Origin of the sequence: Anaerostipes caccae L1-92 (genome assembly GCF_014467075.1) — a bacterium.
GTDB classification, from domain to species: Bacteria; Bacillota; Clostridia; order Lachnospirales; family Lachnospiraceae; genus Anaerostipes; species Anaerostipes caccae.
Genome location: NZ_AP023027.1, coordinates 1,782,310 through 1,804,504, shown reverse-complemented (window position 1 = coordinate 1,804,504; position 22,195 = coordinate 1,782,310). Strand labels below are relative to the sequence as shown.

Below are 22,195 nucleotides of genomic sequence, written 5' to 3'. Positions count from 1 at the left end.
CCTCCTTTATGAAATCAAATGAATATTATATTCTGCACCATGTTTCGACAGCCATGTTTTCGGCTGTTCATAATCCGGCATATACTGTGCGACCGCCTCATAAAATGCCGGGGAATGATTCATGACTTTTAAGTGGGCAAGTTCATGCACCACTACATATTCAAGAACTTTCCGCGGCATCAGGATCAGCTTCCAGTTAAAATTCAAGTTTCCTCTGCTGCTCGCGCTGCCCCAGCGGGTTTTCTGCTCACGGATCGTTATTTTCCCGCAGGAAACACCCATCTGTTCTGCATATATCCGGCAGAGCCGTGTGATCACAGTCTTTGCTTCCTTTTTATAGTTTTCCCGTTCTTCAGCAGTCATACGAATTTTTTTCTGATTTCTTTTTCTCTCCGCTGAAAGCTTCATGTGGTGTCTGATCCAATCCTGCTTATCTTCTATAAATCTGCGGATCTCACTTTTCGGAAATCGTTCGGGAGCCCTGACGACCACCCGACCGTCTGCAGTCACCGTGACTGCAAGGGTCTTTCTGCCGCTGTAAATCACTTCATAGTCTAATGCCTGATCCACTGGTAAACCACTCCCTCCAGCAGTGCCTTGGACGCGGCAAAATATTCACGGATTCTGTCTTTGTGTCTGCTTTGATAGATCACCGAATCCGAGATCACCGCATGGGCGTTCAGTCCTGCGGCTTCTGCCAGATAATCCGTCCTTGGAACATAGAGTTTCTGCGTGCACACATAAAATGATTTTCCGGGAAATGCGGAACATGTATTTTTCATTGTGCGGAATGTATCGAGACCTTCCCGGTCTTCATATATATTTTCTTGTGGAATTCCTCTGAAAAGCAGGTACATTTTCATGAACTTTACTTCTTTTCTCGTCCCTGAGATCAGAATAAACTTTCCGATGCTGGCCCGGTAAAGCCTCAGCGCCCCGTCCAGACGGTCTTTCAGCTGTGCGCCTATGATACCGTTTTTAACGAGTGCTCCCGGGACCAAAATGCCGTCCCGCTTTTTTAACGCCTCACAGAAGAACACATCCGCTGCAGCCCTCTTTTGTTTTCCGTGCAGCTTTCTGTATGAAAACAGAGAAAACCCTGCGGGCAGGATACCCGGAAGAAACCAGAGCCCTGTATGTCTTTTTTTGCCGTTCATCTCTCATTACTCCTTACTTACTGACCGTCATCTTCGGTTTGTTCCTGCTGCTGTTCCGTTGTGGCCGGCTGCTCCGTCGTGGCAGGTTTTGGTGCCTCGGTCTTCTGCTGTGTGGCTGTCGTCGTTTTCTGCCGTTCGGCCGTAGTCTTCTTCTGTCTGCGCGTCGTCGTACTCTTGTGGGCTGCGGTCGTACTCTGATGATTGGAGCCGGTGTTTTCTGTGCCCCGCTCCTGAGTCTGCTGATCTTCTGAGGACCCGGTGTCTTCTAAAGTCGTCTCTTCCGAGGATGTCTCGGTTGCCGATGAATCTTCCTTATCCTTTTTAAATCCTCCGGAAAACATTACAACAATGACCATGCAAATGATCACAGCGACTGTCCCAAAGATCAGTGCGATCATATTTTTTTTACTGATCTGCATTGTCTTATCTCCTGTTCTTATATAAATTTTTGTTTTATTTTCCTTCTATGTGCCGTCTCCATTATAAAAGAGGAATGATAGTGTGTCAATTTTTACTAACAAAGAAATTATATCATAGAATCATGCTGGGAATTATGTAGAATCTTTTTCAGTTGGTATCTTTGACTTGTAAAATGGTTTTTTGGACATTATACTAGTAGTGATATAATATTGACAAAAAATAATCAAATAAGCTAAGGGGATGAAAACATGTATTGCACAAAAAATATTACAGACGATTTATATTGGATCGGAGGAAACGACAGGAGACTCGCCCTGTTTGAAAACATTTTTCCGGTGCCAAACGGTGTTTCTTACAATTCTTATGTGCTGTTAGATGAAAAAACAGTGCTTTTCGATACGGTGGACAAGGCTGTCAGTGAACAGTTTTTTGAAAATCTTGTCCATGCGCTCGGAGAACGCACACTGGATTATGTGATTATTAACCACATGGAGCCTGATCACTGTGCCATGCTCAAAGAAGTAATCATGCGATATCCGGATGTTCAGATCGTATGCAATGCCAAGACAGCGGACATTATCAAACAGTTCTTTAAGATCGAGACGGACGCTGTCATCGTGAAGGAAAACGATACCCTTTGTACAGGAAAACATACTTTCACATTCCTTATGGCACCTATGGTACATTGGCCGGAAGTTATGGTCACATATGATACGACGGACAAAATATTATTTTCAGCAGATGCTTTCGGAACATTCGGAGCGATCAACGGAAATCTGTTTGCCGATGAGATTGAATTTGAACACAAATGGCTGGATGACGCCAGAAGATATTATACGAATATCGTAGGAAAATACGGAGCTCAGGTACAGGCGCTGTTAAAGAAGGCTTCCAATGTGGAAATCGGGATGATCTGTCCGCTCCACGGTCCGGTATGGAGAAAAAATATTGAGTGGTTCGTTGAAAAGTATCAGAAATGGAGCACTTATGAGCCGGAAGACCAGGGTGTCATGATCGCTTATGCATCTATATACGGCAACACGGAAAATGCAGCCAATGTACTGGCTTCCCGCCTCGCTGATAAAGGTCTTAAAAATATTGCCATGTACGATGTGTCTGTAACCCATCCGTCTGTGGTTGTTTCCGAAGCATTCCGGGCAAGTCATCTGGTATTTGCATCCCCGACATACAACGGCGGTATTTTTCCGAATATGGAGACCGTGCTGCTTGATCTGAAAGCCCATAATCTTCAGAAACGTACCGTAGCGTTCATGCAGAACGGAACGTGGGCAGCCACATCCGGCAGGCAGATGAATGAGATGGTGTCAGGGATGAAACAAATGACGGTCCTGGAACCAACCATCACGATCAAATCTGCACTGAATGACAGCCAGTCAGAGGAAATCGACGCGATGGCTGATGCAATTTTGGAATCTATGAACTAAAGAAATTATATACAAAATGACGCTTTTAAAGGCTTTGTAATCAGGTCGTTTAAAAGCGTCTTTTTTATCCTCCGATCTGAGACATTTTCCGGCTGTCTGCTTCACCATCCGTGTCTCTCTCAGAAAATCGGTGTCCTTCGGGCTTATCCAGAACAGTCTGGCGTATGAGCTGTGAAAGATCTCCTCTTGATATTCCGGATCTTAATTTTTCTCTCAGAGGGATGCCGCGGCTGTAATACAGGCAGGGCTTTAAGAAGCCTTCTGAGGTGAGCCGGATTCTGTTGCACTGTCTGCAGAATTTACAGTGTACCGCATCGATGAAGCCCACGGCTCCGGAAAAACCGGGAATTTTTAAGTATCTGGCAGGTCCGTTTCCACGGATTTGTTCTTCTTTTTTAATCCCGGGATATGTTTGACGGAGCAGAGATATGATCTCATCTGAATTCATACCGGTAAATTGTGTTCCGAAGCCGATAGGCATCATCTCAATAAAGCGGATGTCAACGTGATCCTCTCTTCCGATTTCCAGCAGATCCAAGATTTCATCGTCGTTGATGCCTTTCATAACCACACAATTTACTTTCGTGTTCAGACCCATGCGGGCAGAGTTTCTGACGGCTGACAAAACTGTCTGTACTCCTGTTTTCCCGGTGATCTCTTTATATTTCTTCTCGTCCAGCGTGTCCAGGCTGATGTTGATGCCGTCGATCCCTGCCTCTTTCAGCCGTTCAAGATACGGTTCTAAGAGGAGGCCGTTGCTGGTCAGGGTAACCTGCCTGACTCCGGGAAGCTGTTTCAGTCTTTCTATAAAGCCGGCGCATCCTTTCCTCACCAGAGGCTCTCCCCCTGTGATCTTAAACTTACAGATGCCCAGATCTGCGGCGCTCTCACATATGCTTAACAGTTCTTCGTAGCTTAAAATATCTGTATGTTCCACTGATGGAATATCCTCCGGCATGCAGTACCGGCACCTTAAATTACAACGGTCAGTGACGGAAATCCTCATGTAATCAATTGTGCGTCCATAGATATCTTTCATCACTGTGTGTCCTTTCTATCTCAAAAACAGACGAAGCAGCCTGTTTTTTCTCTTGCTGTACGGGTGGTAACGAATGGGAAGATCCGTCCATGTTGATTTTTTTACGATACTTTTTCTGTGGCTGAATGTCCGAAAGCCATATTCGCCGTGATAGGAGCCCATGCCGCTCTCACCGACTCCCCCGAATCCCATGTGTGACGTGGCAAGATGAATGACGGTGTCGTTGATACATCCGCCTCCGAAAGCCATGTTGTTAAGAATCCACTGTTCCATCTTCTTGTTTCCTGTAAACAGATAGAGAGCCAGGGGCTTCTCCATCTGCCTGATATGCTGTACCGCGTCAGAAAATCTACGGTAGGACAGCACAGGAAGTACAGGGCCAAAGATCTCTTCCTGCATGACGGGGGAATCCCACGATACCTCCGGAAGAATAGACGGTGCTATTTTCAGTGTTTTTTCACAGCCGTATCCTCCGAGGACTGCAGTCTCTTCCCCGATCAGCTTCATAATCCTGTGATAGTGTTTTTTATTGACGATTTTTGGGTATTCACTGTTTAGGAGAGGCTCCTCTCCAAGCATCCTGCGGGTCTGGAAGATCAGTTCTGTTATCAAAGTCTCTTTTACTGCTTCGTGTACGAGGATATAGTCCGGGGCCACACAGGTCTGTCCGCTGTTTAACAATTTTCCGAACACGATCCTCCTGGCAGCCAGGGAAAGATCTGCCGACCTGTCCACGATACAGGGACTCTTTCCTCCGAGTTCCAGGGTTACGGGCGTCAGACGGCGTGCCGCATGTTCCATGACGATTTTCCCCACTGCCTTGCTGCCGGTAAAGAAAATATGATCAAACTTCTGGCTGAGAAGCTGCTTGTTCTCCTCTCTTCCGCCTTCTACGACAGAGATATAATTCGCTGGAAAAGCCTCCTCGACGATGTGCCGGATCAGCGCGGATGTGTTGGATGCGTCTCTGGACGGCTTTAAGATACAGCAGTTTCCGGCGGCTATGGCTCCGATCAAAGGAGCAAACGTCAGTAAAAAGGGATAATTCCATGGAGCCATGATCAAAACCACACCCAGAGGCTCGGAGATTTCAAAGCTTTTTGCGTGAAACTGGCTGACCGGCGTAGGCTTTCTCTTCGGTTTCATCCAATTTTTTAAATGTTTTTTTGCATGAGTTAATTCACTGTAAAATAATCCGATTTCTGTCATATATGATTCAAAGCCGGATTTGTTCAAATCTTTTTTCAGGGCACGCTCCAGCTGTTTTTCATGGCTTTTGACTGTCTGCTCTAAACGGCAGAGAGCTTCCATCCGAAAAGCGTAAGACTGTGCAGCACCTGTATAATAAAAATTCCTCTGAAGTTTTACCAATCGTTCAATGGTCATAAAGGTTCCTCCTTATGGAATAAAAAAGAAAAAGATATCTGTTCATAGTCAGACTTTTTTTCCAGCGGCCCGGGTGTTTTCTGTAAGATGAATTCGGTCTGTCCGTCATCCATAAGCCATACCCATGCATCTTTCGGGTCCAGGATGAGAGGCATCCTGTGGTGAACACCTCTCACTGATTCATTTGCTTCTGTGGTAAGAATCACGAAACGCTGCCAGGAACCAAACTGATTCCAGCATCCTGCCATCAGCAGCGGTTTTCTGTCTGTGCGCTCAAAAGTATATTTCGTCTTTTCGCTGTCCCACTCATAAAAACCGCGGGAAGGTACGAGAATTCTTTTGGTGCGGACGCTGTCTCTGAACATCTTTTTTTCCAGTGCACCCTCCGCTCTTGCATTGAAAATCAGCTTATTTTTCTCAAAACCGGGAAATCCCCATCTCATCTTTTCAAACCCAATTCCTTTCGGTGTGGAAATCAGGACATCCGCAGTATCCGCGGGATGAATATCCTCCGCCGCCGGGACAACATCTTTTGTTCCGGGAATTTTGAATATATTATAGAGTTCTTCTGCCACTGAAGGGTCTGTAAAATATCTTCCGCACATAGTGCTCTCCTGTCCGTTAAGTTTTATTTTTTCTCTGTTTGATCACTTTAAGCCTGGTGAATTCTTCTCTCTCTTTCTCTTCCAGGGCATTGGATATCTCGCTCACAAGACTCCTGTAAGAGGGAATCGTAATGTTTTTCAAGGCATTTGCACGCTTTTGCGTCTTTTTGATGCTGGCTGCCAGCCGGTAGGCAGAGTTTTCAACCATGGAAAGCCGGATCGTCAGATCTTTGACTTTCCGGAAAGCTTCTCTTGCTTTGTCGATGGATTCCCTCGTAGTGCTGAAGGAATAGGTCGGAATGTTTTGATCCGGTGTGTAAGTCACCAGAGGGATCTCTGTTCCCATGATACTGCGGCTCTTTATCTGAATAGAATCCTCGATGGGCACCGTGTAGGCCAGCTGGTCTGTCTCGCTGATGCCGTGTTCAATATTTGCTTCCTGAAGACATTGATAGGCGTACGTAAAAGTCACATCAATCTGTTCCTGAATATCCTTCGCCTGATCAATCAGGTTCATAAGCTCTCTGATCAAAATGTTCCGCTTCTTGTCCATCAGATCATACCCCTGCATCGCCAGGGCGAGAGAATTTTTAGCGAGCATCAGATTCCCCTTGGTCGGAAAAGTTCTCGGGTCCATATGTCCGCCTCCTTTCGTTCAGCTTGGACTAAAACATTAAAGAATCCGTCGCCGCCGGAGGCCTGCTGTCCTCCGGATTTTTGGAATAAGTCTCCTTATCTCCGGTCTTTCGATAATAACGGTCCAAAAGCTTCGTGTCAACACGGTCCAGTTCTTCTCTCGGGAGAATGGCGAGGAGTTCCCAGCCGAGATCGAGGGTCTCTGTCACCGTACGGTTTTCCTCACTTCCCTGTCCGATGTACCGTTCCTCAAACTCTTTTCCAAACTCTAAATACTTTTTGTCGATCGGAGACAGTTCGTCTTCCCCGATGACGGAGGCCAGATTTCTGGCATCTCCCACTTTTGCATAGGCGGAGAAAAGCTGATTTGCCAGATCCTGATGATCTTCCCTCGTATAGCCCTCTCCGATTCCGTCTTTCATAAGGCGGGACAGGGACGGGAGCACACTGATCGGCGGATAGACAGCCTGACCGTGCAGGCTGCGGTCCAGCACGATCTGTCCTTCCGTAATATATCCGGTGAGATCCGGGATGGGATGCGTGATATCGTCATTGGGCATTGTAAGGATCGGTATCTGGGTCACTGATCCGTCGATGCCTTCCACAATGCCCGCCCTCTCATAGATCATTGCCAGTTCACTGTATAAATAACCGGGAAATCCTTTCCGGCTCGGAATTTCTCCCTTTGAGGAGGAAACTTCCCTCATGGCCTCCGCAAAGGCCGTCATATCCGTCAGAATGACTAAAATATGCATGTGATGTTCAAAAGCCAGATATTCTGCCGCGGTCAGCGCCACCTTGGGTGTGATCAGCCTCTCAGCCACCGGGTCGTTGGCCATATTTAAAAACATCGCCACATGGCCTAAGGCACCGCTCTCTTCAAACGTCCTGCGGAAGAAATCCGCGTCGTCGTGTTTGACACCCATGGCGGCAAAGACGATACCAAAGTTTTCCATGCTGTCCCCGCCCAGTGAAGCCTGGGTCACGATCTGGGCAGCCAGCTGATCATGGGGCAGCCCATTTCCCGAAAAGATAGGAAGTTTCTGTCCCCGGATCAGTGTCATCAGGCCGTCAATTGCCGAAATCCCTGTGCATATAAAATTTCGCGGATACTCCCTGCGGACCGGATTCAGGGGTAGTCCGTTGACATTGCGTTTTACGTCCGACACAATGGGTCCCAGTCCGTCGATAGGCTTCCCAAGGCCGTTTAATGTCCTCCCGAGGATGTCGGGAGAGAGAAAAATTTCCATTGGATGCCCCGTAAGCCTTGTATGAGTATTGGAAAGCCCCATATTATCCGTTGTGTCAAACACCTGGATGATCGCTTTGTCCTCGTAAAGTTCTATGATCTTTCCAAGCTTTTTTTTATTTCCCTCTACCACAAACTCTACAATTTCCTCATAAAAAGCATCTCTGCAGCCCTCCAGTACCACCAAAGGTCCATTGATCCTGTCAAGTCCCAAATATTCAATCGGCATGTGAAACACTCCTTTCAGGTACAATTTTTTTACACTGCAGACAATTTATCCGTTTTTCTCGATCACTTTCCGATAGAAATCATCCACCGCTTTCCGATATTCATCAAACATCTCCATCCTGTCATTGGGCACGTCATATTTCATGGAGATCACAGATTCAAACACCGTATCTTCTTTCAAAACAGACATGGGCATATTCATACTGATCAACAGCTTTGCCTTTTCATATAAATAGAGGATTACATCCATCATCTCAAACTGTTTTTCCATAGATACGCAGGTATCGTCTTTATGAAAGGCATTCTGCTGCAGAAATCCAAGACGGATTACTCTGGCGATCTCCAGAATCAGCTTCTGGTCATCGGGAAGCACATCGCTTCCGATCAGTTTGACGATTTCCATCAGGCTGCTCTCCTGATTTAAGAGAGCCATGATGCGGTTTCTGTGATCCACAAACTCCACGGAGACGTGTTCTTCATACCAGGGTGCCAGATCTTTTAAGTATTCACTGTAACTGGTCAGCCAGTGAATGGCAGGGAAATGTCTGGAATAAGCAAGACTTTTGTCAAGTCCCCAAAAGCACCGCACAAACCTCTTTGTATTCTGGGTCACCGGTTCTGAAAAGTCGCCTCCCTGGGGCGATACCGCGCCGATGATCGATACGGAGCCTTCTGTGCCGTTTAAATTCTTCATCATACCCGCCCTTTCATAAAAGGCCGACAGTCTTGAGGCAAGATAGGCAGGAAAGCCTTCCTCCGCCGGCATCTCCTCCAGCCGTCCGGAAAGTTCTCTCAGCGCTTCCGCCCAGCGGGACGTAGAATCTGCCATGATTGCCACGTCATATCCCATATCCCTGTAATATTCGGCCAGGGTCAGTCCAGTATAAATGCTTGCTTCCCTGGCGGCAACAGGCATATTGGACGTGTTTGCGATCAGGACTGTGCGGTCCATCAGGGGATTCCCGTTCTTCGGGTCCACCAGCTTGGAAAACTCCTCCAATACCTGTGTCATCTCATTTCCGCGCTCTCCGCATCCGATATAAATGATGATGTCGGCATCCGACCACTTGGCGATCTGATGCTGAGTCATCGTCTTGCCGGTTCCAAAGCCGCCCGGGATACAGGCCGTACCGCCTTTTGCAATGGGGAACATCGTATCCAGAATCCTCTGTCCGGTAATCAGCGGCCTGGATGCCGGATAGCGCAGGCTGACCGGTCTCGGAACTCTGATGGGCCACTGCTGCATCATAGGAAGTTCTTTGAGATCACCGTTTTCCTGTCTTACGGTAACCAGCGGTTCATCGATGGTATAGTTGCCGTCGCAGACTGTCTTTTCGACGACACCCTGAACTCCGGGAGGCACCATGCACCGGTGAGTGATGGCGGCCGTCTCCGGCACCCTGGCAATCACATCCCCCGGTTTTATCTGATCTCCCGCCGATACGGTGATCTGTGTTTCCCAGCGTTTTTGATAATCCAGGGAATCTACCTGAGTTCCCCGGCTGATATATTTTCCGGACTGAGCGGCAATCTGTTCGAGAGGGCGTTCAATTCCGTCAAAGATATTATGGAGAATTCCCGGTGCCAGTGACACAGAAAGCGGATGTCCGGAGGCCTCTGCCCGGTCTCCGGGACGAATGCCTGTGGTATCTTCAAAAACCTGTACCGTAGCCGCATTCTTATCCAGGGAGATCACCTCTCCCACCAGTTTCTCCGGTCCCACATAGACCATCTCGGACATTTTAAAGCCAATGTCTCCCTTCACGTAGATGACCGGTCCGTTGATTCCGTATATACGGCCTGCCTCAGACATTTTTCTCACCTCCCCGGAACAGAAAATCCGCGTATTCTTTCTCAAGTGCCCGGCTGAAAGAACGGTCAATCAGAATATTTTTGGTCCGGATGACTGCCCGGATTCCGCCGGTAAAATCTTCGCTGCTGACCGTCAGCAAAGCTCCGGTCCTCTCTTCTATGGCTTCCTTTAACTCTCTGTCCGAAGCATTGATATAGATCACAGTCTCCTCCCCGTCAGCATAGAGCATGGCTTCTCTGACCTGGCGGCTGAGAAGATCCAGGTATTCCCCGGTTTTCATATAAATCTTCAGCAGTTCGCGGACCCGTCCAAAAAGTTTCTTTTTTAACTCCTCCTGATATTCATTCAGTTCTCTCCTGAGCCTTATCTGATACTCAGAAATATCTCTGTTCTGCCTTAACCTGATCCGGGCTTTTTCATTCCCAATCCTGTTCTCGGCCTGCATCTTCATTTTCTGCTGATGTTCCGACAATCTGTGAGACAGAAAATCCGCATGTCCTTTGATCAGGGCATTTCCCTCGGACCTTGCCTCTTTCATAGAAACCCTCTGCAGGTTCTGGATTTTTTCTTCCAATGTCATTTGGGGTCACCTTCTTTGCAATCCTTAAAGCTTCAGTCCAATGGCTTCATTTACATACGATGTGATAAAGTCTTTTCTGCGTCCGGTTCCGTGGCGGTCGGGTATCTCGACAATCAGGGGCATTTTCCTGTTCAGTCTGATCTCGTCGATGATCTCGGGAAATTCCCTGCCGAACTTTTCCGTGAGCAGCACAATGCCGATCGTGCTGTCGGTCATGACCTTCTCAAGTGTACGGGAGAGTTCCTCTCTTTCATGGACAACGATGCCGTCCACGCCGGCAAGCCGCATTCCTGTGCAGGTGTCGACATTATCACTGATCAAAAACATTTTCATGGCTCACAGCTTTCCCAGGATCATAAAGGCGATGACCAGCCCATAAAGGCAGATTCCTTCCGCCAGCCCTGCAAAGATCAAAGATTTACCAAAAATACTGCTGTCCTCACTGATGGCGCCGAGAGCAGCGCTTGCGGCGCTGGCCACGGCAATTCCTCCGCCGATGCCGGAAAGACCAGTAGAAAGAGCCGCTGCCAGATATCCGATCCCGGCCGATGGATTGCCGGAGCCCGAAGCCGCCTGCACTCTTTCGGGATAAAGCATAACCACTGCGGCAATCAGAAGAGTGCCGAAGAAAAAGAAAACATTGACTCCCAGAGCCTTCTTATATCTGGATTTCTTTTTCTGCCCTAACAGAAAGTATCCGAACGGTATTAAAACGCTTAAAATCAAGGCTGCAATCAGCACAAGCTTTGTTAATGTATTCATAGTGAAGACCTCCTTTGATCTGATGTGTCCTGTTTGGTTTTATGTCTGTACGGCCGGAATTCCGTTCCGCCTCCCTGATAAAAGCGGCTGAATATTTCATAATATTCGAGTCTCAGCACCTGGATGCCCACAATGAGTCCTTCCATCAGACAGACAAACAGGTTTCCGAATACGATCACCGCCCAGTTGATATGCCCTTCTTCCGCTCCGGACAGCATCATGACGACTCCCATCATGGCTCCGTGGCTGACAGCAAACGCTCCGATCCTCACAAAAGACAGAGTGTTGGAAAAGTAGCTTAACAGTGTCTCAAATAATTCAAAAAATGCCTGGACGAAAAACATAAGCTTCCCCTCCTTTATTTCAGGCCTGTGTCTTTTCAGCATGCCGGAGAGAGGTTCCTTCAATGCAATTATGAGCAGCGGAATGCCGAACATGACAGCCAGTATGACCGTTCCCGGCATCCTGCGGCCCGTGACAAACATAAATACTGCCAGGAGTACAGAGCCATAAAACAGAAGTCCTGCGGCTCCGCTGGCTCCAAACAGTGATTCTCCCAGATCACCGGCCCGTACAGAAAATATAATGTGCAGGATCATGGTCAGAAGAATCAAAAATGTTCCAAAAATAATCGCCGCGATGAAGACCGTATTCATCTTTCCGATGCCCGGAACATTCATCATTGCCTCCTGGGGCTTCAGCCATCTGGCCTGTATAATATTCTCAAATCCAAAAAAGCTTCCGTACATCCAGCCGAAAAAGGAAGAACAGATGCCGGCAGCCGCAATGATCCCGGCCAGGTCAGCCTTTTTTGTCAGATAGAGCAGCATACCTCCCGCAAAAAGACATAATCCCTGTCCCAGATCTCCGAACATGATGCCGAAAATAAGAGGATACGTCATCGCAATAAAGATCGTCGGATCAATCTCGTTGTGAGAAGGCAGTCCGTACATTTTCACAAACATTTCAAATGGCCTGAGCACCTTTGGATTGTGCAGTTTCGTAGGGGGCTCTCCGAAGTAATCCTCGTGTTCATCCTCCACCATTAAAAACAGCTTTTGGTCGTTTTTAATGTCTTCGGTAAAACTTTTGACGTCTTCTTCTGACATCCAGCCGCATAAAATATAAAAATTCTCGTGTTTGTCCTCCACACATGCCGCCATCTTCCTCACGTCAAAATTTGCCGATAAAGCCGCTAAGGTTTCCCTGGCGGCATAAATCTTATCCGCATTTTCATTTAATTCCTGTTCCAGCTTCTTATTCAGCTTCTTTTTTTCCTCTGTTAGAATAGAGAGTTTTCGGTTCAGGTCGTCACAAGCCTCCTCCGGAGTTCCGATGAACTCGTCCGGAATAAAAATCCTCTCAAAGTGAAGAGACTTGAAAATGGCATCAATCTGTTCCGATTTGGACCTGGACGTAAAATATACCCCATACCCATAGCTGTTATTTCGTACCCCTTCGACGAAGATCACATCCGGATTGTGTTCGATAAACTCCAGCATCTTTTCGAAGTATTCCAAGGGTGCCCGTCCGAAACGGAATTTCACGAATTGAAAGTGAAACACTTCTCTCAGTACAAACTGCATGGGGCGGAATGGTTCAATCATTTTTATTTGCTCGGTGAGATTCTTTTCCTCAAGTTCCAGTGCTTCTTTTTGGGCCTCAATACTGCGGCAGATGTTTTCGGTCTGGGATATGATCCTGAGTGCCTGGTCAGAAGTCAGACCAGGCAGATCCTGAGTTTTTGGAACACTCAGAAGCTCTGCGGCTTTATCGGCCTGTTCCAGAGGCTTTTTATAAGGGTTTGTATCTGTGAACGGCTGCAGGTTATCAACCGTCTTTAATTCCGACAAGGCATTTTCAAGCTGAATCTCATATTTTGACAGATAGTCGTTGGTGACTCTGTCGATGTCGCGCTTTGGTCCTGTGAGTGTTATAAACTTCATCTTAACAATCATACCCCGATCACTCCTTTCACATAGCCTGCCGTCTGTTCAGGAGGCAGGCCGTAACGGACACGTTCCATAATGGTGATCAGTCTCTGTATCTCTTCTTCCTTATAAAAGAGATATGCGGTGAGGCTTGCGATAGAATACGGATCTCTGCGCCTTTCCGTCAAATACAGGCGGCGGAGACATTCGCGGTACATCTGCTCAATGGAAGCTGTATCTTCTATCCGGTACCGCCTCCCATAAAAACTTCCCGTGACCTCCGTCTTAAATTCCTCAGTTCCTGACACTTCTGTGAGTTTTTTCAATTCCTCCGCATGAATATGAAAATGTATTGGAATCAGCAGCGCATAGATATCCGCAGGCTGCATCTCATAGTACTTCTTGGATCGGTAGATCCACTGCAGATTCAGAAGATCTACCTGTGTGCCTGCCTCTTTCGTGAAAATCTCCAGTTCTTTCTTTTTTAAGATTTTTTTCTTTTCCCTCCATATGGAGGAGAAATAATAGAGATTCAGTGCCAGATCAAAATCAAACAGTGTCTGTGCCCCTGCATCCAGTAAATTTGAGAGCGGACCGTAATACTCCGTATCCCGAAGTCCTTCCACCAAATCTTTCATATTTTTTGATCCGATCAAACGATCGATGGAAATCTGAGAATATCGGTCAAAAAATCGTTTCTTATAATCCAGGTCAAAAGGTTTTTGATAATGATTAAAAATAATCCGGAAACAGTAATTGATCAGTTCCACCTCATATCTTTTTAAATATAATTTGAGGAATCTGCGCTGTTCCAGTCCTGAAAACCGGTACAGCTTTGTATAATCTTCATAAAGAGACTGTACCAGAACCTTTTCTATATTCCCTCGGTGAAGATCTCCCTCATCCAGAAGAGATAGGATATCCCTGTAGGCCGGATATCCTTTCAGATGGCCCACGATTTCAGGGACACTGAAAAGCTCTGCCAAAAACTGAAAATCTTCATCCCTTAACAGCTTGGCTCTCATGGCACGTATCTTAGTAACAAGAGCGCTGTATTTTATCATACTTCCCATAGGCTATACCCCGCTGATGCGTTCTAAAATCTCCCTGGCATACTGCTCCCCGCTCTGCTCATATTCCTTCTTCAGCTGAAGGATCTTTGATTCATGTTTTTTTTTCAGCTGTTCCTTTTCAGCGGATACTTGGCTCTCTGCCTGTTTTGATACTTCTGTAAGCCTCTGCTCCGTCACAGCCTTTAATTCCTCGTCAAATTTTGTCTGTTTCCGCCGCATTTCCTGTTCAAGCTCATCCTTCTCTTCCTCTGCATGTTTTACGATGGCGGCAGCGGCACTCTCAATTTCAGCCAGCCTGTTTACAATCGCATCCATCTTCACGCCCCCTTTTAAAGTCAAAATGTTTTTTTTCATTATACACCTAATGCATAAAAAAAGCATCTGAAAACCCAGAGATGTTTCTCTGTTTTCAGATGCATATTTCAGACGGATTATTTTGAGAGCAGGATGTTAAGCAGACCTTCTTCGTCTGACACTGTATAGTCCGGAGATGTCTTGCCGTCCGGCAGAATATCCTGTCTCCGGTTCAGCCAGATGCTCTTCCAGCCGGCAGCAATGGCTCCGCATATATCTGTGGCATAGGTATCACCTATAAACCATGTATCCTTCATATCAAGTCCGAATCTCTGCTCCGCGAGTTTAAAAATCCCGGGGTCCGGTTTGCGGACTCCCTCATCCCCGGATACAATGATATGGCTTCTTGGTATCCATTCTTCCAGATGAAGACTCTTTACTTTGTTCCACTGAGCACGGGAGAATCCATTTGTTATAATTCCGGTGAAAATTCCTTCTTGTCTGCAAAATTCCAGAACGTTTTTCATTCCTTCTGTCAGCGTAATTTTTGTCTGTTCTCCCCGGTAAACTTCATGAAATTCCATCACCTCTGACTCTGTAATCTGAATCCCGAATTTACTGAAAGCTTTGCGGATTCTGTCAACAACAGGGATGTCGTGAATTCTTCCTGCCAGAAATAAGTCTATGGAAGGAATGGAATATTTCTCTTTAAAAACCTTGTCGCATGCGCTGCAAAATGGTATGGATACATCATAAAGTGTGTCATCCACATCGAATAGTATAGCCAATATCCCCACCTCACTTTTTCTTTTGATTATTTTGCGGCATCCACCGGCCTGATCCGTCTGAAACAAAGCTTCCGTCACCGATGCCAAGCGCAGACTTTGCAAGCATATCTGCCTTGTCATTGTATTCATCATTGGAATGCCCTTTTACCTTTACAAACCGTACCTGAAGCCGATCCTTCACACTATCGTAGAAGGAACGGTAGGCTTTCGTTCCCTCTTTTTTTGCTGCCCACTCCCCGGTACACCATTTTGCGATTCCCTCATAGTCATAGTAAATGGCCAGTTTTTGATAACCGCTGTCCACAGCATACTGCATTGCCTTTTGAGCACCCTTGATCTCGCCGGCTACATTTCGCATAGCGGCTAACGCAGGATCTGCATATTTTTCGGCAAAATACAAGTCTCCCTCTTTTTTTCTGAGGACCATGCCATATGAAAATTCTTTTTTTCGATGGTCATAACTCCCGTCTACATAGGCTGTCAGTGTCTGACCGTCGATCTCTATATCCTGCCCGGCTGAAGAATTAAGAAATGCCTCAGCCTCAGCCAATGCAGGAAAGCTTTTAAACTGAGCACAAGGAAATCCGGAAACCTGTGCCTGACAATCCTTCCATGTGCGGTAAATTCCCGGGTTGCGTCCTTGTCTGACTGCATAAAATTTGTTTGCCACGATGTAAGTCCTCCATATTTTTTCCGCTTTTTATTATAACAGAAACAGGAAGTATCTGAAAGTACAGATACCCCCTGCCTGATTGCCGATATTTTAATGATAAAAGATGAAGTTTTAGTTATTCGACAAATTCACAGAAAAACTGTATGTAGCATTTGCTTTGGCAAGGACCTTCTGTTTTACAGAACAATCGTCGATCAGATAGGAAAATTCTTTCATGACATCCCATAAGTCCCTTGCCTCCTGACCGCTTAATTCGGTTGTACGGTCATTCAGTAATTTCCCTACTGCGGCTGCGGTCTGCCTCACATTTTCTGTGCTAAAATCATTTCCAAGCAACTCTAAAAAAACTTCAGACATATATTTCATATTTGCTCCTTTTATTATCTTAAAAGTAACACTGCTCATGCTTATAGAGTAAAGCAAAATTCTGAAAAAGTCTATTCTTTTCGACAGACATAAAATGAAAGAATCCGTCTCTATTCGACAGAATCTCCGTTCATACTTTTCTTAAAAGTGTCCAGCAAATCTGACAATATACGTTTTTGTTTGGGAGTCAAACTTTCTACTTTCAGGAGAAGTTTGTTTTCACTCTCAATTATTTCCGGATCAAATTGATCTTTTAATATTTCATTTGGTGCTGTTTTTAATGCCTAACATATTCTGATAAACAGAGGCAGACTTGGAAGCCTGATCCCTGATTCTATCTGCCTGATGTGTCCGGCATTTACATCACAAATTTCTGAAAGAGCTTCGGAAGTCAGCCCTCTTTCTTTCCGAATCTGGTTAATCCTCTTACCCAACAATCTGCGTTCCATGTTCATGGCTCCAATCGGTATTATTTTCTCTCTCTCATATCCTTTCACAGCCTTATCTTTAAGGTTTTAACATACATGTATTTCATTATATACAAAAGGTTTCCCGTTTCACTAGATGCGTAGACGTATGTATTATAATCTCTCAGCACACAAAACAGATGGATATGAACATGCTTCTTCTTTTATGTCGAATTTTGTCATCCATTTTCTGTTTACAAGATTCATAGAAAAGCCGTCTATCAAACGTGACAGGAACAGGATATCAAGATGAAAATAAATCTATGAGTCATCGGGAGCTCAGCTTTTGCAGCCATGACTGCAGAGCAGGACACTATTATGGAAATAATGGGGAAGGATATGTTAGATATACCGGCTTCATAAGAGGAAATCGGAACAATGAATGCGGAACTGAAAAGGAAAGATTATTCCTGCTGCTGATCTTTGGAAAAATTCATTGCAGCGGCAATCTCAGAAAATTTCCCGGTAATATAGCCATAATTTTCTCTTTTATGGGGAATTATGCACTGACTGCAGTCTTTCACGCCGTTTTTTAAATTAAAACTGCCGCCGCAGTTCTCCCCAAGCATATAGAGCGGACAGTAACAAAAAAGACAATTAAAGTTTTCAATATCATCTGTTTCATGGCATGGAAAATACTCACAGTCTCTGTGCCGGAAAAATTGATAGTTTTTTTTCTCTCTCTTCATAATTTACTTCCTGTCTGATGTTCTGAAACGAGGCGGACGAGACTTTCGGCCGATGCCTGCTCTGCAATATATACCTTCATTCCAACTTCTTCTGCCGCCCGGGCAGTCTGCTCTCCGATGCATGCTGCCTTCATTCCTTTGATGCACGTATCCGCCACTGCAGCCGCAAATCCCCGGACTGTGGAAGCGCTTGTAAAAACTGTCCAGTCGATCTCTCCCGATTCGATCATTTCTTTTACAGGGACCAGCTGCCAATTCTCATATTGAGTGTCATAGATTCCTATATCATCTGTCTGAATTCCGGGCTTTTTATGAAGAATCCGTATCATTTCCTGATTTCCCGAAGCTGCCCGCGGTATCAGGATGTGCTCCGTACCTGTAAGTCTGTCCGCGAGTGTCCCGGCAAGAGAAACTCCGTCATAATGTTCGGGTACCAGATCACAAAACAGGCCTCTCTCTTCCAATGCATTTTTTGTGCCTGCACCGATGGAGGCTATCCTGCAGGAACCAAGGCTCCTGATATCTTTCTTCTGATGTTTCATTTCCTCAAAGAAGATTCTGACTCCGTTGACGCTTGTGAACACGATCCAGTCATAAGAATTGATCTTCTCAAGAGCCATGGAAAGTTTCCTCTGGTCTCTTACCGGCTCTATACTGATAGAAGGCATTTCCAAGACTTCGGCCCCCTGATCTCTGAACATGGCAGCTGTCTTTTTGATAAGCTCCTTCGGGCGTGTGAGTAAAATGCGGCATCCCGCCAGAGGGAGGTCTTCATACCAGGCAAAATCTTTTGAAAATCTGCATACCTGTCCGACGACAATGACCGCAGGAGTCTTTATCCGGCTTTTGCACACGGCTTCCGGAAGTTCACGAAGCGGCGCAGCAACTCTTTTCTGTCCTGCCGTGGTTCCCCTGGAAAGCACGGCAGCCGGCATCTGAGGGTCCATTCCCGCAGAGATCAGGGAGTCTGCGATATCCGGAAGTGATGAAATTCCCATCAAAAACACCAGAGTACCTTTTGTTCTCACGAGAGCTTCAAAGTCGATATCATATTCTGACCCTGCTTTTTTGTGTCCGGTTATGATATGAACGGAAGAACTGAAATCCCTGTGAGTCACCGGGATACCGTTATATTCCGGCACCGCAATCGGTGAGGTGATGCCAGGAACGATTTCAAATGGAATCTGGTGTTCTTTTAACAGTTCCAGTTCTTCTCCTCCCCTGCCGAACAGGAAGGGGTCTCCTCCCTTCAGCCGCACGACAAAACGGCCTTTTTGAGCTTCTTTAAGAAGCAGCAGATTGATTTCTTCCTGAGGCATCGTGTGCTGTCCGGAACGTTTTCCGACATAAATGTAATCAGCTGTTTTGGGAAGTGCCGATAATATTTCGGTGCCGATCAGGCTGTCATAAATGATCACATCTGCCTTCTGCAGCACTTCCGCCGCTTTTATCGTCAAAAGGCTGATGGACCCGGGCCCTGCGCCCACCAGCCATACCTTTCCAGTCTTCATCGGTAATTTCTCCTTTTTATTTCCATCATAGCATATTGACAAGGTTCTAACAACTCGATAAAATGGGAGAAATTGAATGTTTACAGGTGCCTTTTATAAAGGAGAATAGGAAAGCGGGTGAGATTCCCGCACGGTCCCGCCGCTGTATAGGAAGAGCTGCATTTCAATCATGTCACTGGGAAACTGGGAAGGCGGAATGCGGCAGTGAGGCCTGAGTCAGAAGACCTGCCGTAAACATGCGATTTACACCGGTCTGCGAAAGACAGCCGTTGTAGAATATATCGTCGAAGGAGCCGCGTCCTTCTGCGCCTATATTCGATGCGCCAGCATACCTGGTGTTTTCGGTGCTGCAGTTTCTTACACCGAGACACAGCGAAGTGAATCGAAAGGAGCAAACATGAAAAACTATCAAAAAATCATTGTAACCGCTGCATTGGCGGCGGCTGTCATCTTTGGCTTCGGCCGCACAGCCAGCGCCATGCACATCATGGAGGGATATCTTCCTCCTCTGTTCTGTATCGCCTGGGGAGTTCTGAGCCTTCCGTTTTTAGCCGCAGGATTTTTTTCCATCAAAAAGACGGTCAGCAAAGACCGGCGGCTGATGACGATACTTGCTATGTCAGGAGCATTCATCTTCGTTATCTCTTCTTTAAAAATCCCCTCTGTCACAGGAAGCTGTTCCCACATGACCGGTACCGGACTTGGCGCCATTCTGTTCGGACCTCTGGCTGTAAGCATACTGGGCATCATCGTTCTGATCTTCCAGGCAGTCCTTTTAGCCCACGGCGGATTGACGACTCTTGGAGCCAACACTTTTTCTATGGCAGTCGCAGGGCCGTTTTTATCCTTCGCAGTGTATAAGATCTGCCAAAAATGCGGGCTGAACCGCCGAATCAGTGTATTTTTGGCCGCAATGCTTGGAGACATTTTTACATACTGTATTACCAGTGTTCAGCTGGCACTTGCATATCCTTCAGAACAGGGCGGCTTTTTGGCTTCTGCAGCAAAATTTCTCGGAGTCTTTGCTCCGACCCAGCTCCCTCTTGCCATCGTAGAAGGAATTCTGACCGTTGTGATCATTATCGCTCTTGAATCCTATGCCCGCCCGGAACTCAAGATTCTCAGCTTCATCAAGGAGGGACATGCATATGAAAAGTGATAAGAAAAAAGTAATCATCCTGCTTTTCGTGGCCGCCTTTATTGCTGTGGCCCCTCTGTTTGCCTTAAAAGGCGCCGAGTTCGGAGGCTCTGATGATGCGGGCAGTGTCATGATATCAAAGATTGAGGGAAAGGAATATCAGCCGTGGTTCACTCCTGTGCTGGAAACCTTTATTGACGGAGAACTTCCGGGTGAAGTGGAAAGCCTCTTGTTCTGTGTACAGACCGGGATTGGTGTCGGGATCATTGCCTATAACCTGGGACGTTTAAGGGAACGGAAGCGCCTCCTTGCTGCGGCAGAGGCGGCAAACGATGCTGATTGACCAATACTGTCACCGGTCCGGGCTCAGAAAAGTAAATGTCATGGAAAAGTTCTGCTTTTCCATGACAACGCTTCTGCTCTGTATCCTCAGCAGATCTTTTTCTGTTTCGACTCTGGTCATTCTAAGCCTTGGCTGGCTGACGGTAAAAAAAGGCGGCATCCCTGTCCGCCGGTATATAAAGCTGATGCGTCTTCCTGCGGTCTTCCTGCTCTTGAGCACGCTGGCGATCCTCTTTAATATTTCCAAAACTCCTCTGGATGCCTATGCAGTGCCGGCAGGTTCCTACTATATAACAGGAAGCTGGGAGTCGCTGATCTTCGGTTTCAGGCTGATACTCTCAGCTCTTTCTGCAGTATCCTGCTTATATTTTTTGTCTCTTTCCACCCCGGTGACTGACTTGATCGGCATTTTAAAGAAGCTGGGCTGCCCGGCTCTGCTCATAGAACTGTTTATGCTCATTTACCGGTTTATTTTTGTCTTATTGTCGGAGGCCACAGCCATCAGGATCTCCCAGGAGGCAAGGCTTTCCAACCGGAATTTCAAGACATCAGTCCATGCATTCGGAGGTATGGCTTCCGCCTTGTTCATGAAAGCAATGAAGCGTTCCGGCAGATTATTTGATGCCATGGAATCCAGATGCTATAACGGGAACATGCGGGTCCTTTTAGAGGACTATCCTCCAAAAAGGAAAGAAATTATTTACATCATAATGTTTGAACTTCTTCTGCTGTCTCTCATAATAGGAAGGAAAATTTACGGATGAAGATGGAATCTATTATAAAAGCCGATAATCTGTATTTTACTTATGACGGAGAGAATACTCCGGCGTTAAACGGGCTTTCCCTGGATATTCAAAAAGGCAAAAAAATCGCAGTCATGGGAGCCAACGGTTCCGGAAAATCTACTTTCTTTCTCTGTCTGAATGGGATTTTAAAGCCTCAAAAGGGAACTCTGTTTTTTTGTGGAACACCATATTCCTATGATAGGAAAAGTCTGTTAGAGCTGAGGCACAGGATTGGAATTGTATTTCAGGATCCCGATAACCAGCTGTTTTCGGCCAGTGTCCTGCAGGAAATCTCCTTCGGCATCTTGAATCTTGGAGCTGACAGCGAAACGGCTCTCAAAGAGACGGAAAAGATCATGGATGCTCTGGATATCACAGAGTTGAAAGACCGCCCTACCCATATCCTGAGCGGAGGGCAGAAAAAACAGGTTGCCATTGCTGACATCCTTGTCATGCATCCTGATATTGTAATCCTGGATGAGCCGGCTGCGGCTCTGGACCCTAAACATACGGCCCTGGTAAACGGAACCATAGATCAAATGACAGAAGCCGGATTGACTGTTCTGATCTCAACCCATGATCCGGACTATGCTTTCTCATGGGCGGACCAGATTATATTATTCCATCAGGGCAGAGTTCTGAAATCAGGATCTCCTATAGAAGTATTTTCTGATCAGGCAGCCCTTACCCTCACCAATCTGTCTCGGCCCGCCGTACTTTCTATGTATGGAAGTCTTTGCCGGAAAAAAATAATAAATACTGGAATTCCGATTCCCAAGAACCTTAAGGAGCTTGAACAAATAATTGAAGGAATCTGA

26 protein-coding genes and 1 riboswitch are annotated in these 22,195 nt (G+C 46.3%); of the genes, 5 read left to right on the top strand and 21 right to left on the bottom strand.

Annotation, left to right across the window (positions count from 1 at the left end):
- Nucleotides 1–6 precede the first annotated feature (6 nt).
- The 3 genes from ANCC_RS08875 to ANCC_RS08865 are packed head-to-tail and all read right to left on the bottom strand — an operon-like array spanning nt 7 to nt 1,576.
- Entirely contained in the window at nt 7–570 is a 564-nt protein-coding gene (locus ANCC_RS08875) for a M48 family metallopeptidase (protein WP_006566991.1), read from the bottom strand.
- Nucleotides 555–1,157 carry a SanA/YdcF family protein gene (locus tag ANCC_RS08870; protein WP_006566992.1) on the bottom strand — a complete coding sequence of 201 codons (603 nt, stop codon included), beginning with the start codon at nt 1,155–1,157 and terminating at the stop codon, nt 555–557. The genes ANCC_RS08875 and ANCC_RS08870 overlap by 16 nt, the downstream gene beginning before the upstream one ends.
- A 17-nt stretch (nt 1,158–1,174) precedes the next feature.
- Nucleotides 1,175–1,576 (bottom strand): hypothetical protein, encoded by a 402-nt coding sequence (locus ANCC_RS08865; protein ID WP_006566993.1) that lies wholly within the window; start codon nt 1,574–1,576, stop codon nt 1,175–1,177.
- 249 nt (nt 1,577–1,825) lie between these two features.
- On the opposite strand from ANCC_RS08865, the gene ANCC_RS08860 reads away from it, so the two are divergent.
- Entirely contained in the window at nt 1,826–3,022 is a 1,197-nt protein-coding gene (locus ANCC_RS08860) for an FprA family A-type flavoprotein (RefSeq protein WP_006566995.1), read from the top strand.
- 64 nt (nt 3,023–3,086) lie between these two features.
- Here ANCC_RS08860 and moaA read toward each other — a convergent pair whose 3' ends face one another.
- The 18 genes from moaA to cobA all read right to left on the bottom strand — a co-directional run bounded on the left by moaA (nt 3,087) and on the right by cobA (nt 19,112).
- Entirely contained in the window at nt 3,087–4,061 is a 975-nt protein-coding gene (gene moaA, locus ANCC_RS08855) for a GTP 3',8-cyclase MoaA (protein ID WP_009289643.1), read from the bottom strand.
- 15 nt (nt 4,062–4,076) lie between these two features.
- Nucleotides 4,077–5,447: an aldehyde dehydrogenase gene (locus tag ANCC_RS08850; protein WP_006566997.1), complete on the bottom strand. Its 1,371-nt coding sequence runs from the start codon at nt 5,445–5,447 to the stop codon at nt 4,077–4,079.
- Nucleotides 5,444–6,052 (bottom strand): SOS response-associated peptidase, encoded by a 609-nt coding sequence (locus ANCC_RS08845; protein WP_006566998.1) that lies wholly within the window; start codon nt 6,050–6,052, stop codon nt 5,444–5,446. Before ANCC_RS08845 ends, ANCC_RS08850 begins: the two co-directional genes overlap by 4 nt.
- Before the next feature lie 16 nt (nt 6,053–6,068).
- Nucleotides 6,069–6,689 carry a V-type ATP synthase subunit D gene (locus ANCC_RS08840; protein ID WP_006566999.1) on the bottom strand — a complete coding sequence of 207 codons (621 nt, stop codon included), beginning with the start codon at nt 6,687–6,689 and terminating at the stop codon, nt 6,069–6,071.
- 28 nt (nt 6,690–6,717) lie between these two features.
- On the bottom strand, nt 6,718–8,166 hold the full coding sequence (locus ANCC_RS08835) for a V-type ATP synthase subunit B (protein WP_006567000.1): 1,449 nt from the start codon (nt 8,164–8,166) through the stop codon (nt 6,718–6,720).
- Nucleotides 8,167–8,211: 45 nt separating this feature from the next.
- Nucleotides 8,212–9,978, bottom strand: a complete 1,767-nt coding sequence (locus ANCC_RS08830; RefSeq protein WP_006567001.1) for a V-type ATP synthase subunit A — start codon at nt 9,976–9,978, stop codon at nt 8,212–8,214.
- On the bottom strand, nt 9,971–10,558 hold the full coding sequence (locus tag ANCC_RS08825) for a V-type ATP synthase subunit E (RefSeq protein WP_006567002.1): 588 nt from the start codon (nt 10,556–10,558) through the stop codon (nt 9,971–9,973). The genes ANCC_RS08830 and ANCC_RS08825 overlap by 8 nt, the downstream gene beginning before the upstream one ends.
- Before the next feature lie 24 nt (nt 10,559–10,582).
- Nucleotides 10,583–10,891, bottom strand: coding sequence for a V-type ATP synthase subunit F (locus ANCC_RS08820; protein ID WP_006567003.1), 309 nt, complete (start codon nt 10,889–10,891; stop codon nt 10,583–10,585).
- Between the two features lie 3 nt (nt 10,892–10,894).
- A complete protein-coding gene (locus ANCC_RS08815) occupies nt 10,895–11,320 on the bottom strand; it encodes an ATP synthase subunit C (protein ID WP_006567004.1) in 426 nt (141 codons plus the stop codon).
- Entirely contained in the window at nt 11,317–13,278 is a 1,962-nt protein-coding gene (locus ANCC_RS08810) for a V-type ATP synthase subunit I (RefSeq protein WP_006567005.1), read from the bottom strand. The genes ANCC_RS08815 and ANCC_RS08810 overlap by 4 nt, the downstream gene beginning before the upstream one ends.
- Nucleotides 13,275–14,324 (bottom strand): V0D/AC39 family V-type ATPase subunit, encoded by a 1,050-nt coding sequence (locus ANCC_RS08805; protein WP_006567006.1) that lies wholly within the window; start codon nt 14,322–14,324, stop codon nt 13,275–13,277. Before ANCC_RS08805 ends, ANCC_RS08810 begins: the two co-directional genes overlap by 4 nt.
- 3 nt (nt 14,325–14,327) lie before the next feature.
- Nucleotides 14,328–14,639, bottom strand: coding sequence for a hypothetical protein (locus ANCC_RS08800; RefSeq protein ID WP_039946586.1), 312 nt, complete (start codon nt 14,637–14,639; stop codon nt 14,328–14,330).
- A 116-nt stretch (nt 14,640–14,755) separates the two neighbouring features.
- Complete coding sequence (locus tag ANCC_RS08795) at nt 14,756–15,415, bottom strand: HAD family hydrolase (RefSeq protein WP_006567008.1); 660 nt, start codon at nt 15,413–15,415, stop codon at nt 14,756–14,758.
- A 1-nt stretch (nt 15,416) separates the two neighbouring features.
- Nucleotides 15,417–16,076, bottom strand: coding sequence for a ribonuclease H1 domain-containing protein (locus tag ANCC_RS08790; RefSeq protein ID WP_006567009.1), 660 nt, complete (start codon nt 16,074–16,076; stop codon nt 15,417–15,419).
- Nucleotides 16,077–16,190: 114 nt separating this feature from the next.
- Entirely contained in the window at nt 16,191–16,445 is a 255-nt protein-coding gene (locus ANCC_RS08785) for a hypothetical protein (protein WP_009289659.1), read from the bottom strand.
- Between the two features lie 284 nt (nt 16,446–16,729).
- Nucleotides 16,730–16,894, bottom strand: a complete 165-nt coding sequence (locus tag ANCC_RS08780) for a helix-turn-helix domain-containing protein (RefSeq protein WP_167319332.1) — start codon at nt 16,892–16,894, stop codon at nt 16,730–16,732.
- Between the two features lie 422 nt (nt 16,895–17,316).
- Nucleotides 17,317–17,601 (bottom strand): cysteine-rich small domain-containing protein, encoded by a 285-nt coding sequence (locus tag ANCC_RS08775; RefSeq protein WP_006567013.1) that lies wholly within the window; start codon nt 17,599–17,601, stop codon nt 17,317–17,319.
- Nucleotides 17,598–19,112: a uroporphyrinogen-III C-methyltransferase gene (cobA, locus tag ANCC_RS08770; protein ID WP_006567014.1), complete on the bottom strand. Its 1,515-nt coding sequence runs from the start codon at nt 19,110–19,112 to the stop codon at nt 17,598–17,600. The genes ANCC_RS08775 and cobA overlap by 4 nt, the downstream gene beginning before the upstream one ends.
- Before the next feature lie 66 nt (nt 19,113–19,178).
- Nucleotides 19,179–19,359: riboswitch (cobalamin riboswitch) on the top strand.
- Between the two features lie 150 nt (nt 19,360–19,509).
- Here cobA and ANCC_RS08765 point away from each other — a divergent pair.
- Genes ANCC_RS08765 through ANCC_RS08750 form a run of 4 tightly spaced genes read left to right on the top strand, consistent with a single transcriptional unit; the run spans nt 19,510 to nt 22,195 of the window.
- Nucleotides 19,510–20,271, top strand: a complete 762-nt coding sequence (locus ANCC_RS08765; protein ID WP_009289663.1) for an energy-coupling factor ABC transporter permease — start codon at nt 19,510–19,512, stop codon at nt 20,269–20,271.
- Nucleotides 20,261–20,593, top strand: a complete 333-nt coding sequence (locus tag ANCC_RS08760; protein ID WP_006567017.1) for an energy-coupling factor ABC transporter substrate-binding protein — start codon at nt 20,261–20,263, stop codon at nt 20,591–20,593. The genes ANCC_RS08765 and ANCC_RS08760 overlap by 11 nt, the downstream gene beginning before the upstream one ends.
- Nucleotides 20,583–21,356, top strand: a complete 774-nt coding sequence (gene cbiQ / locus ANCC_RS08755) for a cobalt ECF transporter T component CbiQ (RefSeq protein WP_006567018.1) — start codon at nt 20,583–20,585, stop codon at nt 21,354–21,356. The genes ANCC_RS08760 and cbiQ overlap by 11 nt, the downstream gene beginning before the upstream one ends.
- On the top strand, nt 21,353–22,195 hold the full coding sequence (locus ANCC_RS08750) for an energy-coupling factor ABC transporter ATP-binding protein (RefSeq protein ID WP_156340521.1): 843 nt from the start codon (nt 21,353–21,355) through the stop codon (nt 22,193–22,195). The genes cbiQ and ANCC_RS08750 overlap by 4 nt, the downstream gene beginning before the upstream one ends.

Bases quoted from the DNA above. Each gene is read 5' to 3' on its own strand.
- ANCC_RS08870 (WP_006566992.1), bottom strand. From the start codon at position 1,157: ATGAACGGCAAAAAAAGACATACAGGGCTCTGGTTTCTTCCGGGTATC.
- ANCC_RS08865 (WP_006566993.1), bottom strand. From the start codon at position 1,576: ATGCAGATCAGTAAAAAAAATATGATCGCACTGATCTTTGGGACAGTC.
- ANCC_RS08860 (WP_006566995.1), top strand. From the start codon at position 1,826: ATGTATTGCACAAAAAATATTACAGACGATTTATATTGGATCGGAGGA.
- moaA (WP_009289643.1), bottom strand. From the start codon at position 4,061: ATGAAAGATATCTATGGACGCACAATTGATTACATGAGGATTTCCGTC.
- ANCC_RS08850 (WP_006566997.1), bottom strand. From the start codon at position 5,447: ATGACCATTGAACGATTGGTAAAACTTCAGAGGAATTTTTATTATACA.
- ANCC_RS08845 (WP_006566998.1), bottom strand. From the start codon at position 6,052: ATGTGCGGAAGATATTTTACAGACCCTTCAGTGGCAGAAGAACTCTAT.
- ANCC_RS08840 (WP_006566999.1), bottom strand. From the start codon at position 6,689: ATGGACCCGAGAACTTTTCCGACCAAGGGGAATCTGATGCTCGCTAAA.
- ANCC_RS08835 (WP_006567000.1), bottom strand. From the start codon at position 8,166: ATGCCGATTGAATATTTGGGACTTGACAGGATCAATGGACCTTTGGTG.
- ANCC_RS08830 (WP_006567001.1), bottom strand. From the start codon at position 9,978: ATGTCTGAGGCAGGCCGTATATACGGAATCAACGGACCGGTCATCTAC.
- ANCC_RS08825 (WP_006567002.1), bottom strand. From the start codon at position 10,558: ATGACATTGGAAGAAAAAATCCAGAACCTGCAGAGGGTTTCTATGAAA.
- ANCC_RS08820 (WP_006567003.1), bottom strand. From the start codon at position 10,891: ATGAAAATGTTTTTGATCAGTGATAATGTCGACACCTGCACAGGAATG.
- ANCC_RS08815 (WP_006567004.1), bottom strand. From the start codon at position 11,320: ATGAATACATTAACAAAGCTTGTGCTGATTGCAGCCTTGATTTTAAGC.
- ANCC_RS08810 (WP_006567005.1), bottom strand. From the start codon at position 13,278: ATGATTGTTAAGATGAAGTTTATAACACTCACAGGACCAAAGCGCGAC.
- ANCC_RS08805 (WP_006567006.1), bottom strand. From the start codon at position 14,324: ATGGGAAGTATGATAAAATACAGCGCTCTTGTTACTAAGATACGTGCC.
- ANCC_RS08800 (WP_039946586.1), bottom strand. From the start codon at position 14,639: ATGGATGCGATTGTAAACAGGCTGGCTGAAATTGAGAGTGCCGCTGCC.
- ANCC_RS08785 (WP_009289659.1), bottom strand. From the start codon at position 16,445: ATGAAATATATGTCTGAAGTTTTTTTAGAGTTGCTTGGAAATGATTTT.
- ANCC_RS08780 (WP_167319332.1), bottom strand. From the start codon at position 16,894: ATGGAACGCAGATTGTTGGGTAAGAGGATTAACCAGATTCGGAAAGAA.
- ANCC_RS08775 (WP_006567013.1), bottom strand. From the start codon at position 17,601: ATGAAGAGAGAGAAAAAAAACTATCAATTTTTCCGGCACAGAGACTGT.
- cobA (WP_006567014.1), bottom strand. From the start codon at position 19,112: ATGAAGACTGGAAAGGTATGGCTGGTGGGCGCAGGGCCCGGGTCCATC.
- ANCC_RS08765 (WP_009289663.1), top strand. From the start codon at position 19,510: ATGAAAAACTATCAAAAAATCATTGTAACCGCTGCATTGGCGGCGGCT.
- ANCC_RS08760 (WP_006567017.1), top strand. From the start codon at position 20,261: ATGAAAAGTGATAAGAAAAAAGTAATCATCCTGCTTTTCGTGGCCGCC.
- cbiQ (WP_006567018.1), top strand. From the start codon at position 20,583: ATGCTGATTGACCAATACTGTCACCGGTCCGGGCTCAGAAAAGTAAAT.
- ANCC_RS08750 (WP_156340521.1), top strand. From the start codon at position 21,353: ATGAAGATGGAATCTATTATAAAAGCCGATAATCTGTATTTTACTTAT.